The sequence below is a fragment of the Ruegeria sp. E8 genome (assembly GCF_056533985.1).
The window spans coordinates 155,760-169,531 of sequence record NZ_JBQFOY010000006.1 but is presented as its reverse complement, the minus strand read 5'-3'; the positions used below and the strand labels follow the sequence as shown (position 1 = coordinate 169,531).

Here is a 13,772-nt window from a genome sequence, read left to right as displayed (position 1 = left end):
CAATGCACTCCCATTGTACGGGCTATTCTCTGGGCTTCGCCCCTGTCGCAGAGACCGCAGCATCTTCGATTTTTCGAAACAGCGGAAGCAGATACCATATGTTATTTCCTGGGATCGGACGCATCAACTTGCGCACGTCACGATGATTGGCCTTACCCGTAGCGAAAGCGTTTACCGCCTCTGCTCCGCTGGCCACCATATCTACGCTCGGACCGGCCAGACCTTGCACGGCAGAACGAGCCTGAAAACGGGAAACCGGTTCGCCAGTGATCGACAACCGACCACCGGACAGGGCCGATGCCGCGTTGTAGGGTTCCATCAGCCAGCCAGCCAAGCCCGACCGGTCAAGCGCATCTTCCCAAAACGCGTCACCTTCTTTGGGCTCATATCCCCCCAGACGGGCTTTGATATTCGAAGCCAGACCCGCCAACAGAATGGCGCTTGTCACCTGAGCCAGAACATCAGCATCCGCGCGCTGGATACCAGACAACAGAATCCGGTGATGTGCAGACATCGCAAAGCTTTTGAATTGAAGGAAGAACTTGCCCATCTCTGTGGAGAACGCCAATGGTTTGTCCTGTCCTGGCGTGATCACCATCAGATCAAATTCTCTGTTCATGGCAGAACGGAAGGCATCAAATGCCTGTGCATCCGTCCATTCCTGACCACGCGGCAACCACAACGTTCCGTCCTTGTCGCCGAATTGGTCGATCTGCTTGGCGATGCGTTCTGCCATGTGCGGCTCGATCCCATTCTCGGCCAATGTCCGAAGTTGTTTCTTCGAGGCTTTGCCAACGCGCACAGCATCTGCGGCCTTTGCCATCTTCGAAGCCACTGCAGCACCACCGACGGATTTCCACCCCACGTTCCAAGGGATCATACCTGTGGCAATCGAGAAGTGACGGGCACCCTGCCCCATCATCCGTTCCAGCCGCGTCCCGGAGCCATAGGGATCGAACATCTCCGCCATCGACATCGCTCGGGAGTTCAGCCACCACTCCGCCGCCGACCCGATCTCTGCCATATCCTTGACCGCCAGACCAAGCCGTTTCGGATCGGTCAACCCGGTCGCAGCGGCTCCAAACGCGCCCTCGATACCGCCTCGGCCAATGATCCCGGCAACATCAGGAATTGCCGACAACATCATGCCCCCGAGATATCCCATGTAGGATACGGTCCTGAACGCTCGGTTCGCCTGTACCCAGCCGCTGCGAGGGTTTTCCGGCACACCGTATCTGTTTCTCAACCGGTCCCGCATCCCTTCGAGATCACGCAGACGTTCCGCCCCTTCATCCTGAATGCGGGTTTTAGCCTTTGCAGACTTTGCCTTCTTCATCTGCTGGGCGATTTCCTCGGTGATCCGGGTTCTCGCCTCGGTCATATTGGCGTCACCGAACCGGCGAGTGATCTCGATATCGGGAACCATCTGGCGGAAATACTGAGACATGATTGCTTCGGCATTCGACTCAAGCCATGGCTCAAGGATCAGATCATCAACATCCAAAACCCGTGCGCGTGTGGGCGATGACAACGACGCCTCATAGCTGTGCTGACCAGGCTTTAAGCCCAGCAGAGAACGAACGGTGTCATTCACCGCCTGATCGATCTCGGCATCCGTAGCGTTGGCATAGAATTCATCAACGGATTTCTTTTTGTCCAAAGCGCGTTGGGTCGCTTTCGCGATCTCTTCGGTTTCGGTTTTCTGATCGTCCAGTTTGGCTTGCAGGGCTTTTTCCGCCTCCGCTCTTTTCCTGCGGAACTCATCCCGAAGAACCACCGCGATATCATCGCTTGTTCCGTCGCCGAAGTGCCGGCGGATACGCTCGGTGTTATAGACCCGCGTGAAATAGGAATCGGCGTTCTTCACCTGCAGATCAGGATCAAAGATGCCGACCTCAATCGCTTCATCCTTGATCTTGTCGAATATCTCCCGGCGCAACGCATCGGCCGCACTCTGCACCTGCGGGATCGGATGCTTGTCGCCGCGGCGCATCGCCTTGCCCACCTCATCCATGAACTCATTGGCGGTGAGTTTTCGATCTTTACCCATCAGGTTGTTGAACCGTGTGGTAACCGGTGCTGTCAGTGTGCCGATGGTTCCCGATGGACCATCCTTGGCGTACTCCGAGAATGAGCGGGACAACAGCGATAGAGCTGACGCCAGCTCATTACGTTCCCGATCCAGAATACGAGCCTCAACAGATGGACCGCCAATGCGAACAGCCTGCCCGGTATCGTTGGCCGCATACTGCAGTGGCGTCTCAACCAAATCGACCAGAGCGCCACGGACCTCCTGCAACGGGGAGAGCTGCGCGCGCAAAACCGGATCGCTACGAACAACACCCCGAAGAACCGGGACGCGATTGACCATCTGGAATATCTGTTCCCGCCGCAGGGTAAGATCGGCGCGGTTTTCGGCGGCACCCATAGAGCGCAAGGCCGCGTCATATTCATGGGTCAGGCTGATCGCCTCTTCCACCCGACGAGAGGCCGCTTTGAATTGATTGGCTGTGAGCTTCCCAGCGGCAGCACCAAGAACACCACCGAGGACAAAGGAACCGCTAACGGCAAACGCGCTTTCTGCGGCGGTGCGGGTTTCCTGTGTACCTTGCAAAACGGCTTCATCCAGCGCCGCGGCGAACGCAGCGGATCCGGCAACAGTCAACCCGGTACGCGCGATGGAAACACCCTTCGCCCCTTTGACAACTGCCCCACCGGGGATCAACGACGATGGGGAAAGCATAGCCGCCCCCATCTGGGACAAAACACCCAGACCACCGGCTGCATCAAGAACCGATCGATCATCCCGTTCCTGGTCGATCTGGGCTTTCATGGCCACAACATCTTCGGCGTCACGGGCACCGGCAAACCGGCCAGCGTAATCCTCGTACTCGGTGCCCTGGATGTCATCCCATGGCCGATAATCGGGATCGAACGGTTTCAGCGGATCATAGTTGAAACTGGTGAAGGCGGAGACAACAGGGTTTTCCGTGCGGAAGGCGGCGCCAAGGATATCGCCGATCCCGTTGGGCACGTCTTCCGTCGGGGTGACGCTCATCCCTTCGGGCAAGGCGAGAGGGCCATAGAAATCTTCGGTATCTTTGAAAGGCATCAGTTGGCCTCCGGCGGCGCACCGCGATACTTGTCCTTGTTGTTGACAACCCCATCCAATGCCTGGCTTTCGGTCATCCCTTGCGCGCGCAGATGTTCCCGCCAGAGACGAAGGTTTGCGACTTCCGCCTCTTGTTCCCTCGGCTGTTTCTCAAAAGCGGTACGGTTCGCCTCGGTGTCACCCGATGGTGGATCGAAATAGAACCGGCCCGGTACGGCGTGGATCTCGTCATTCTCGTCCCGATACAGAACGGCGTAGGATGGTGCCTGCCTTGCGGATACCTCTTCACGGGTGGTGTGGTCCGACATCAGCATGATCCGGTCGCTATCCACCCATTTCCGACCGGTCAGAGCGTCGGTGAGACGAGAGAACGCCCATGTGTCTTTGGCCTCATCCCCGAAGGCGAACGCACTGACAGCCTCTTCAAGCTGCTGCGACATATACTCGGGATTGCTGGACGACGACGGATAGAAGTTCTGCGGCGGGTACTTCATCAACCTGCTACTACCGCTGACCATGTTGGGGCCGTACACCCGCGACATCTCGCTAAGCGCCCGGTTCTTCGCCAAACCCGGATCACCAGTGTCAACATAGGCGTCCCGAAACAAGCGCTCGTACTCGGTCATCATTTCCGCCTGTTGGGTCTCGTTGCCAAGTTCCGCATCGATGCCTTTGTCAGAGAGAAAGCCTGTCACATCCTTGGGTTTCAGGTCCTTGGCCGCGGTCTTTGCCGCATCGGAAAGGTTTTTGCGCTTCGCCACCATCTCCGGCGAGTTGTTGTCGATCACGCGCTGTGCTGCATCCCCAGCCCCCATGAATGAAGAGTAGAAAGAATAATCACTCAGTGCGTTGTTCACCCCACCCTTACCGTCGAACATATCTATGGCGCCTGGTTGCCGTTGAACCACTTGATTCAGGAATTCCATCGCGCTGGCCAAATGCTGTGGATCGCCAGATGTCGCGGCACCTCTAATCGCGTCGAACATCCTGCGGGGAAGAAATCCGGTGCGAACCGCGATTTCTCCGGCCGCAGTCTGACCGGCGGGTGAAAGCGGCTCTTCATCTCCCAACAGGGATTGGTACGCCTTATCAACGCTGTTGCGCTGCTTGCTGTCGAACGGGTTCCATTGCGTACCGGGGTCCGACAATTGGTGGATGGTTTGTTGAACCTCGATCTGGTCCTTTCGCTGTTTCCGCAGCTCGGAAATCAAAGCGTCCTGCGCGGCGTCAGAAATGCTGTGATCCTGCCGGATTTCCTGTTCCGTGAGGGTGTCATCTTTGGCGCCAACACGTTCTCGGTATTCAACCGCGGCCGCATCTTCCAGGCGCTTGCGAATATCGAATGCATCCTTGAGCGCAGCCGACGCCAATGCCCGCATCTCGGTATCTTCGATCTGATCGATCTGAACCTGCTGGGCGGCGATATCAGATGCTTTCTGCGTCATCTTGCGTGCCGCCCAATTCTTGGCATCCATGGCGGTCATATTGGCGAGGAAGGGATTTGCCTCGATCACCTCTGCCGGGAGGATATCGGAGAGCAAGGCGCTGGGATCAGCGGATAGCACCTGGACGGCTCCACCGGCTCCGAAGAAATGCGCCATGTATTCGGTGGTCTCGTTGACCGGCAACCCCGCGTTGGTCAGGACCGCCGCGTTCTGAGCGCGGAAGTGTTGGAACACCTCGGACGATGCGCCGGCATCTTCCCGCATTGCCAATATCTCTTGCTGGGACAGGCCCGCCGCCCATTCGGCACCACCGGACTTTCTCAGAGACTTCACGGTTTCAAGCCATGTGCTGTCGATGAACTGGTGATGCCCTGTTGCCGTCGAATTCGGGTTCTTGGCGTTGGCCCTGCCCGCGCTTTCCACGCGCACAACCTTCGCCTCGTACCCATCCGCCGTCAAAGTATCGACAAAGGCGTTTGCATCGATCCCTTTCAGCCGACCTTGGGTGGCGTTGTAAAGGCGCTGGCGGATCGCAGGGGACAGATCGGGGTCTTCTAGCGTTTCCTCCAACTCTTGCCGAAGTTCATCCGGGATTTCCGTGCTTCCCTTGATCTCACCGAGAACACGCATCTGGCGCGCAGCCTTGGCCGCAGCCCGAGTGCCCCGAAGATAGGCTTCTGTTTCCTTTGGGGTTTCCGAGATATAGGGCGCATTTGCACGAAACGCGGATAGCTGTTCGATCTCGGCCAGCTTGGCTGCTGCTGCTTCTTCATCCCCGGCGGCAAAAAGGTTGATGTAATCGTCAACCAGCATGTCTCGATGCGTGGTTGTGTTGCGATCGCTTTCGCGCTCTGTGCGCTTGGTGGCCTGATTGTAGAGACCATTGAATCGGCGGCTGGCCTCGGTCTGAGCGCTTGCCAACAGGTCCTCTTTCAACGCCCGTGGGATACTCTCGTCTTCCCTCAACAGCTTGATGTAGCCATCCGTCGCCGATTTGAAGCCAGCGGGGTCAAACTCGTACTTGCGCGCCAACTCGGTGAAGCTCTCGGACATGTCGATGTTGCGTTGCGACAGGTATTTGGAGAACGCCGCAGCATTATGGATATCAGCGTATTTGCCACCCAGCGCCGATCTCTCATCGACCTTAAGCTGCCCGTTCTCATCACGGTACACCGCGTCAAACCCGGCCTCTTTCGCCTCTTTTTCAGCACCCGGTTCCAGAAATTCAGCGCCGGATCGAGCGAGTTCGGCCAGCGCCGCGAAACCCTGACCCGCCGCTGGGGGTTGCGCCGCCACATTTGAAACCGCGCGCTTACGGATGACCTCTGGTATCCTAGCCACTCTTACCTCCAAGCTTGTGTGCGCCGTATTGAGCCAAGGGAACCGCTGCTTTCACCACGCCTGTCAGTAGTGAATACTTGCCCCGGCGCCGCGCCGATTTGGCCGCTGTTCGGAAATTCTCGGCGCGCTGGCGTCCATCAGCACGCTGGATCAGCCTGTCACGGTCCGCGTTTTTCACCGATTCCTGTTCCAAGAGGATGGCGTTTGGTGAATCGCCGGACAGACCATTGGCAGCCCGAGACGCGCGAACGGTCATAAGAAAGCTGTTCAAATCGTCTCGTGCGATTGTGTCCCGTTGAAGGGTTTGTGTTTCCGCGAGCTTGGCTTCGCTGTCGAGACGCGCTCCTTCTGACATCGCGTCGGCTCGATCAGCCGCGCCAGAGGCGAGTGCGCTGGCGCTGCTTGCAATAGCAAATCCTGTTAGCGGGTCCATTAAACAACCACCCTGTAGCCAATTTTCAGAATTCTCAGGAAGCCCGGACGGTTCTGAACAATCTCGATGCCCTCGTAACCCTCTTTGCCGACAAACCCGATTTTGACCTGTTCATTGCGTCTCGGAGGGGGTGTCGTCAGATCTTCACCCGCCCGATAGGCTCCGTACTGGAAGCCATCGATTTCGTAGGCCGTCGATTTCTGGACGGTGACGAACATTGAGATCAGCCGCTTGACCTCTCTCGTCCCTCGCTGCGTGTTCACTGAACGGCGTGACCACGGAACAATCTTGGTTTCAAAGTTCAGACCAATTTGCGCGATACCGTCATAGTTCGGGTAGTTAATGACCAACCCGTTCGCATCAAGCGGCTTGCCGGTAACATTCACCAGATAATCGCCTAGATCCCAATCTTCCATGAACACACTCGCTGTGTGTCCGTTGAGGTGTGTGGCAAAGGCGGTGACGCCCTGATCGAAGACAACCCCCGCCTCGCCCTCAGGGAAAGCGCCACTGATGCGAACAGCGGCTACGCAGTCCATGGGTATGCCGGGTTCAAAGCGCTCCCGGAACTTTGTTGTGACGCCGTTGATAACGCGCTCAACAACCGCAAAAGTCTTACCGAAGCAGTGATAGACGGCCTTGAAAACCCCGTCTGTATCCCACGGCCGCCAAGACACCGACCCATCGTCCCGGTCGGTCTGACAAACCGCAACGGTGCCGTCCGAATTGACGACATAAATATAGTATTCTGGTTTTTCGGAACCTGTGGCCGTGGCCCCCAGGAAGATCGGTTTGTTGATCAGATGCGAATGAAACTTGGTCAACGCCTGCACACGCCACGACTTATAGGCATCACCCGAGAGAATGGCTGCGAAGACTTGCTCTCCAACGGAATCAACGAAAACGCAACCGTCATCGACAACAACCGGTGTCACGGCGGCGCAACCGATCTTTGAGAAAGATACCGGTCGTATGCCGTCCGGCTTGATGCCTGATCCATCTCGGGTCTGATGGTAATAGATGCCCTTGGTTGTCAGGAACAAAAGGTCTTCGGCGGAAACCACATATTTCAGGGCGCCACCACGGTCCGACCCAACGGTCTCGACAAAACCGTCGGCGTCTTCAACACCCATATTGAAGTCATTGATCGCGTTGGCCACGGAAACCGCAAACGCTTGAGGGGCACCAAGAAAATCGCAAAGGATAGTTCGTCCGACATGCCTGGACGCATGACCGGCATACCCATGAGCAGGGGATTGCATCTGCATATCCCAAAGAAACGTCCCGGATGGAACTGCGGTTTCAACCACCGCGGTGATCTGTGACGATGCCTTGGGAGAAATCAGTTTTTCCGTTCCAACAACCTGAAATCCATCATAGCCAGAGGTAGCCATTACGGTAACAGTATTGCCGGATATCGCCGTTATCATCCCTTTCCCGCCAAGCGTTTCATGCTCGACCAGTTCACCGATCTCATAGTTGACGGCGCTCGCAACGCTTATGTTGTATGTCGGCGGAAGAGGAACGGTGGCCGTCGCATTCATCACAGTGCTGCTGACTCTGGACGTCAGGTAGATTTCCCGATCCTGATACCTGATAAACGTGCCAACGTGCGCGTCGGTCCAAATCGGCGCATTCGCAGTTACCGTAATCACCCCAAACCGGGCGCTTGGTTGGATTTGAACCCCTTGGAAATACCGCCAGTAGGATTGCCGGGTAACTCCGGAAAGACCGGTGGCATAAGCCATTTCACCAAATGTCCACCCTCCCGCACCGTTGCGGATAAGAGCCTGTATCGGGAACCTCTGAGACCCGATCAGAATACCCGATGAATCTGGATCGGGGAGAACCCAGAAGTCTATTTCATCAAACGTATAGGTCCCGAACTTTTTAGGAGCAGCGGCCCAGTTCAGACTACCGGTGTATTCCACAGAACCGTCGGCGCGATACAGAACCACGCCAGTCGGAACGATTTGAAGATCAAACACCAAACCATTGCCGATATCGACCTCGACGCCGTTCTTGGCCTCGGTGCCGCTGACATGGATCGTACCGGAACGGCTTTCGACCTGCCCGGTTGTCGTTGTGATGGTGTTCTTCATCTCCTTACAGGAGCGTTCGACCAACGGGGTATCATCGCGCTCAACCGCTTCCTCTCGGATAGCGCCGAAGCTGAAATCTCGCTGCCAGATCGTTTCCTTCCTGCGGGCCATCAGGTGCGGCTCCGCATGACTTTGGTGCTACGGGTCCGGCGCGCACGTGTCAGGCGTCCGACGCCCTTCTTGAACACTCGTTTTTTCGAGCGATTGCGCGAGCCCTTGACCTCCGCTTTCAACAGCAGGAAATCACCGTCCTGATCCTTGGAGGCCGACTCCGAAAATTCCTCTTCGACGTCCTTGATCACAGCCTCACATTTGCGCTGAACAGCCAGCGCAAACTTGGCCGACCACGTGTATTCCAGCCCCTCTTTGATGCCTTCGATCTCAACCTCTCGCGCGTTCGCATTGATAAGAAGGGTTCCGGCCTGCGCGTCGATCTCCCACGGTTCAAGCAAATCCGCGCAGGAATGCCCGTCCAGGAAAACATCGAGAACGTGAATAATGTCTGATCCGATGACAAAGCTATCATCAAATCCAAAGTCACCGGCTGACCGGCTTGTCAGCTTGCGCCGTTGTTTACCAAAGGGAAAAGTGCCATTGCCCTCTTCAAAAGCGGCGCGGACAATTTCACTGTAATTGGCCTCAAGAGCCCGCCACATCCCGCTACCCTGCCCCTCTGTTACATCCGAGTGACCGACCCGCAGCAGCGCGGCGTTGAAAATCGTGGTTTTGGTGCGAACTGTCATACCCGGAAGATCGTTCCACGGGCGGTTTTGCCGCAATGCACACATGAAAATGGCCCCCGAAGGGGCCATCTACACCAGCATTGACGAGGGGGTCATTCGTCGTTTTCTTCTTCGTCATCCACGATCAGATCGGCGGCTTCCTGTCGCAAGGTGCGAACAAAGTCCACGGCGACCTTGCGGGCCATCTGCTTGCGGGGCGGTTTCCCGTAGGATGCCATTTCCGCGAACAGCTCTTGGTTGGTCATATCTTCGGGCTCTTTCAGCGCCTTGATCTCAACCGCGATGGTCTTCTCTTCCGGCTTGATGCGATAAAGGCCCTTGCTGTTTTTCAGAGCCTCCAAAGCCGTCGGCGCTGGGACTGTGACCGGACCGCGTTTTGCCGCCGCCGCATAGTCCTTCTGCGTGAATTCGACATCATCGAACGCCTTGGGCTTATCGACCGGAATAATCGTCAACATCTTCATCGCCGTTTACCCCGTCATGATCGTGGACCAGCAGCCCATCGTGATCGAAGGCGCGGTGCCGCCGGTGAACAGTTTGACGCGGGACTTCTGGTATTTCTTCCCGTTGATTTCCGACGACCAGTAGATGTCATAGGCATCACCGGCCGCGTTGTCAGGGGCACCCGATTGGCGGACCTCGGTCGCGCCCAGGTCAAGGATGGCGGCGACTTCAATGGTGGTGAAATCGTCGTTCGAACATTCGACAACAACCTGATAAGTCTCGTTATTGGCCGAGATCTTGATCGCTTCGAGGTTCACCTTGGTCAGGTACATCGTGCGTTGTGCCGCGCGCTCTGTGATGGTGCCCAGCACAGTGGCAGCGGTGAGCGCCGCCGCCCCTAGCGCCCGGTGCTCCAGGCGCTTGTCGAAGGGATAAAACTTGTTCGTCATGGTCGTATCTCCTTAAGCCACAATCGGCGCGTCGGTGATCGATGACAGACGGATAGCAGCGTAGAAGTCTTCCCACGTGATACCGCAATCCCATTCGAACAGGTCGCGCTTGAAGATGCCCCGGTCGGTGTCAACCGGCTCGAATTCGGGCTCCGAGGTTTGGATGCCGCAGACCCCATCTTCCCGGAACGATACCGGATAGATCGAAGTCGTTACCGCCGCGCCGCCGCCATGGGCGACTTCGTTGAACGGCAGGAACTGCGAGTCCTTGGAAACCTCGTACCCGGTCAGGAACGGCAGGTCACCGAACCGCAGAACCCGACGGCCCAACTGGCTGTCATAATCATCTGTCACCCGGTTGTTGGTCAGGTTCGGATCACGGGCAGCCGCCTTGAAGCGGGTACGCATCCGGCGCGAGATCATCAGATGGGTGGGGCTGGCGACCAGATCGATCGCTTGATCCAGCTTACCCAGAGACAGAGGTGCCCCGCCCGAAGCGGTCGTGTTGACGATCAGGCGGGAGTCGTCGGTGGAACCGTCAACATTGCCAGCATCATCGGCTTTGCAGCGAACTTTCATGCCGCTGAATTCCTTGGGATCGGTGCTGTTGTCGCCGTTGATGAACGTATCGGTCCAGACACGGGCGCCTTTTTTCATCTGGCCCATCATGTACAGCGCGCGCTTGGCTTCGCCGTACCTCTTCAACTTGATGCGGTCGAACTCGATCAGTCCCGAGATCGGGAAGCACGCGTCCTGGTACTCTTCCTGGCTGGCGTGTGAAATCTCAGGTTCAGCATTCAGAGCGCGGAAAGCCACGTTGGGTTCCGAGGTTTCGCGGTCGAATACGTTCAGGCCTTTGTCTGCGGCCTTGAATTGAATGGTTTGCAGTACATCCGATTCCTCAGCGAATTCCTGGATCATTGCGGATGCAACCGGATCGCCGAGGCCCTTGGCAAACTCGACTAGGTTGATCAGATCGTCGGCCATAAAGCCCTCCTAGGTTACGCGCTCTTCTTGCGCTCTTTCAGGCCCGCTATGAGCCGATCACGCGGGCTCATCTCGGACCAATCTTTTTCACCGTTCGACGGCGGCACCGGCCCCCCGCCTTTCTTCAACAGCGTTTCGATACCGCGCAGGGCGTCAGCGGTGGTGATGCTGTCCATCACGGCGTCAACTTGATGGGGTTCCAACCGGGCATCCAAAGTGCGCTTGACCGTGGCGAACCGCGAATTTGCATTCGGACCCAGCTTTGCGGTCTCTTCCTCGGCCACCTTCATGCCGTCCAGCACAGAGCGCAGTTCACGATTGGCGAGGATCGAGGCAAGATCGCCCATCAGCGCGGGATCAGCACCGTGTTTCAGCATCGCCTCTTGCAACAGGGGAAGATCAGGATCTTCGGCGTCGATCATCGAATTGATATCAAACTCGACGTCATTGCCGTTTTCATCCTTGGTCTTCAAAACATCCGGGTTGAAGCCCTCGGGCAGAACATGACCTTCGGGGATAGCGAAGGCATAACCGCTGGCCTCTTTAGGCAGGGCCGCGGTGCGTTCATCTGCTTGCGATTTGAAGGATGCGAGTTCGTCATAATTGGCGCGGAAACCCTCGGTGTCCCACTTGCCACCTTCACCCTTGAAGCTGTCGGGCAGAATGCCGGTGTAGTCGATATCAGCGCTACCACCTTCACCGCCATCCCCACCTTCTCCGGGATCAGCCGCAGACAATGAGCGGCGCAGACCTGGGTTCTGGCGCGCGTATTCGACCCACGCGGGATCATAGGGATCAATTGGACGTTGCAGCCGTTTAGCCATGAGATACCAACCTTCTGATTTCGAGAACAAAATTCCGCACCGCGTTCATTTCCCGCAATGCACCGTCGGACGAACCATTTGGAGCGCCCGCATATAGGACGGATTTTTCCATTAATTTCAGAACCCTAAGCCCTTTTTCGGTGGTAAAGGTCTCGATGATGTCGGCGTGCAATTGCTCCGCACCCTCGGGGTTTTCATCCCGCATCCAGTTCAGATGCGCGGAAAGATATGATTGAACCGGCGCTTCCTGCCGCATATCGGCTAGGAACGCAGCTTTAGCCTTCTGTGACATTGGGGGCCTGCTGGGTGAGTTGGATTATCTCGCGGATTTGCTTTTCCGACCGGAACTCAACGATCTCGTCTTTGAGCTTTTCCTTGATCTTCCGATAGGTTTTCGGGCCATCGACCAAAAGCGCGGCCTGTTCCGGTCCCAAACGCTCATTGACCATGCCGACTATGCTGTCAGCGGTGGTGACGTCCTGCAGGGCTTGGGCGCGTTCGAGCGGAGAAATCGGCCGTGCGATAACGGTTCGGTCATCCAGAAGAGGAAGTTCCACCCCTTCCAGTGAGCCGCCGGGTTGCCGCTCCAAATACTCGACCCGACGGAGCAATCCGACGCCGAATTCACGCCATGTCTTTGTCGCGGGGCGCGCCATCCGACGGACCTGTTTGTTCTCCTGACCAACGTATTGGGAGGCCGACGGGGGTGTTTTCCCCCGCTGCTCTAACTCCCGATAGAAGCCATCCCGGATCACTTCTCTGAGCTTTTCCTCTGAGAAGAACCCATAATCGAGGTTGCCGAAATCAAGGGGTTTAACGCTGTCCGAGCTGCCCGGCATCGAGGGGTAGCCAAGCCCCGGCTCCACCCCTTCTGACAGATCGAGAATGCCGTCATGTGCGTAGACGAAAGCCGGATCAAGGGCGCGATCCATGCCCTCCATATTCATGCGAACCAACTCATCAAGCGCGCGCAGTGTAGGCAGCATTCGACGCGCTGGACCACGGCCCCACGCGGATTTCGCATAGGGATTGAACCGACCGACAACAAGCGGCTGTGAACCTTCTTCGCCAAGGTCCTCATCCATTCCGATCATCTTGCCGTCTACACGGATCTCCTGCCGCCAGATCGGATTCTCGGGATCGTCGTATTTGCGCCAGAACCCCCAAACCACTTTGGCCTGACCAGACTTCGCGTTCTTGATCTTCTGCTTGAGATCACGCGGGAAATCTGCATCCGGGAACAACTGCTTGAGATTGCGAAGATGGTAAGACTGCCGGCGGAACCTGTCTTCCAAACCGTGCGGACCAAGGGTCAGATACAACTCTGGAAGCGGAACCGCCTCAGTAACAATCGGGGAGTTCAGCGACGGCCGGTCCACCCACATCGCGATATTGCCGACTATGGAGTCCTGAAACGCGGTTGGGCCTTCGTCGTAATAGTTGGATGACCGCAGCGCCTTCGCCAGTTTGTTTTCGAGAACTCCCAACTGTTCCTTGGCGCCATCCTCGTTTTCTTCCTCCACCGCGTTACCGGCTTCGAACGCCGTCCACGGGGAATTCTCGGGGGTCATCGTTGAGAACAACTCCCCATGGAATTCCTCAGCTACAGTTGCCGCGGCCTCGGTGAAAATCTCTTCGGGATCGTCCGAATATTTGGTGCGATCATCCCATTCCTGTTCCCGACCATTGAAACAGAACTTGTAGATTTCTCGCCCGTCCTCTTCGATCTGCTGACGGCGGTGGGCTCGGGCAACGGAAAACCGATGCTTGAATTCATCATCTGCCACTGTTGCGCCCCTGCGTTATGGATTGCACGGTGACACGCGGTCTGACCGCTGGGGCCGCTGTGGGCGCGATTACCGGCGCCGCCGATACCCTGGGCGCGCGTCCTG

General features: G+C 57.0%; 11 protein-coding genes. All 11 read right to left on the bottom strand.

What is annotated here, in order from left to right:
- Positions 1–22: 22 nt before the first annotated feature.
- The 11 genes from ACR0LF_RS10710 to ACR0LF_RS10660 are packed head-to-tail and all read right to left on the bottom strand — an operon-like array spanning position 23 to position 13,667.
- The gene (locus tag ACR0LF_RS10710) at positions 23–3,112 is read right to left on the bottom strand and encodes a hypothetical protein (RefSeq protein WP_480578496.1); all 3,090 of its coding nucleotides are present in this window, start codon (positions 3,110–3,112) and stop codon (positions 23–25) included.
- Positions 3,112–5,898 carry a hypothetical protein gene (locus tag ACR0LF_RS10705; protein WP_480578494.1) on the bottom strand — a complete coding sequence of 929 codons (2,787 nt, stop codon included), beginning with the start codon at positions 5,896–5,898 and terminating at the stop codon, positions 3,112–3,114. The genes ACR0LF_RS10710 and ACR0LF_RS10705 overlap by 1 nt, the downstream gene beginning before the upstream one ends.
- Positions 5,891–6,331, bottom strand: coding sequence for a hypothetical protein (locus ACR0LF_RS10700; RefSeq protein ID WP_480578492.1), 441 nt, complete (start codon positions 6,329–6,331; stop codon positions 5,891–5,893). The genes ACR0LF_RS10705 and ACR0LF_RS10700 overlap by 8 nt, the downstream gene beginning before the upstream one ends.
- On the bottom strand, positions 6,331–8,544 hold the full coding sequence (locus ACR0LF_RS10695) for a phage tail protein (RefSeq protein WP_480578490.1): 2,214 nt from the start codon (positions 8,542–8,544) through the stop codon (positions 6,331–6,333). Before ACR0LF_RS10695 ends, ACR0LF_RS10700 begins: the two co-directional genes overlap by 1 nt.
- Positions 8,544–9,221 (bottom strand): hypothetical protein, encoded by a 678-nt coding sequence (locus ACR0LF_RS10690; RefSeq protein ID WP_480856317.1) that lies wholly within the window; start codon positions 9,219–9,221, stop codon positions 8,544–8,546. Before ACR0LF_RS10690 ends, ACR0LF_RS10695 begins: the two co-directional genes overlap by 1 nt.
- A gap of 47 nt (positions 9,222–9,268) precedes the next feature.
- Positions 9,269–9,634, bottom strand: coding sequence for a hypothetical protein (locus tag ACR0LF_RS10685; protein ID WP_480578486.1), 366 nt, complete (start codon positions 9,632–9,634; stop codon positions 9,269–9,271).
- A 12-nt stretch (positions 9,635–9,646) separates the two neighbouring features.
- Complete coding sequence (locus ACR0LF_RS10680; RefSeq protein WP_480578484.1) at positions 9,647–10,069, bottom strand: hypothetical protein; 423 nt, start codon at positions 10,067–10,069, stop codon at positions 9,647–9,649.
- A 12-nt stretch (positions 10,070–10,081) separates the two neighbouring features.
- On the bottom strand, positions 10,082–11,056 hold the full coding sequence (locus tag ACR0LF_RS10675; RefSeq protein ID WP_480578482.1) for a major capsid protein: 975 nt from the start codon (positions 11,054–11,056) through the stop codon (positions 10,082–10,084).
- A gap of 14 nt (positions 11,057–11,070) precedes the next feature.
- Positions 11,071–11,880 (bottom strand): hypothetical protein, encoded by an 810-nt coding sequence (locus ACR0LF_RS10670; protein ID WP_480578480.1) that lies wholly within the window; start codon positions 11,878–11,880, stop codon positions 11,071–11,073.
- Entirely contained in the window at positions 11,873–12,172 is a 300-nt protein-coding gene (locus ACR0LF_RS10665) for a hypothetical protein (protein ID WP_480578478.1), read from the bottom strand. The genes ACR0LF_RS10670 and ACR0LF_RS10665 overlap by 8 nt, the downstream gene beginning before the upstream one ends.
- Complete coding sequence (locus ACR0LF_RS10660; protein ID WP_480578476.1) at positions 12,156–13,667, bottom strand: portal protein; 1,512 nt, start codon at positions 13,665–13,667, stop codon at positions 12,156–12,158. Before ACR0LF_RS10660 ends, ACR0LF_RS10665 begins: the two co-directional genes overlap by 17 nt.
- Positions 13,668–13,772: the final 105 nt, after the last annotated feature.

Coding starts and splice junctions, on each gene's coding strand:
- ACR0LF_RS10710 (WP_480578496.1), bottom strand. CDS start 3,112: ATGCCTTTCAAAGATACCGAAGATTTCTATGGCCCTCTCGCCTTGCCC.
- ACR0LF_RS10700 (WP_480578492.1), bottom strand. CDS start 6,331: ATGGACCCGCTAACAGGATTTGCTATTGCAAGCAGCGCCAGCGCACTC.
- ACR0LF_RS10695 (WP_480578490.1), bottom strand. CDS start 8,544: ATGGCCCGCAGGAAGGAAACGATCTGGCAGCGAGATTTCAGCTTCGGC.
- ACR0LF_RS10690 (WP_480856317.1), bottom strand. CDS start 9,221: ATGTGTGCATTGCGGCAAAACCGCCCGTGGAACGATCTTCCGGGTATG.
- ACR0LF_RS10685 (WP_480578486.1), bottom strand. CDS start 9,634: ATGTTGACGATTATTCCGGTCGATAAGCCCAAGGCGTTCGATGATGTC.
- ACR0LF_RS10680 (WP_480578484.1), bottom strand. CDS start 10,069: ATGACGAACAAGTTTTATCCCTTCGACAAGCGCCTGGAGCACCGGGCG.
- ACR0LF_RS10675 (WP_480578482.1), bottom strand. CDS start 11,056: ATGGCCGACGATCTGATCAACCTAGTCGAGTTTGCCAAGGGCCTCGGC.
- ACR0LF_RS10670 (WP_480578480.1), bottom strand. CDS start 11,880: ATGGCTAAACGGCTGCAACGTCCAATTGATCCCTATGATCCCGCGTGG.
- ACR0LF_RS10665 (WP_480578478.1), bottom strand. CDS start 12,172: ATGTCACAGAAGGCTAAAGCTGCGTTCCTAGCCGATATGCGGCAGGAA.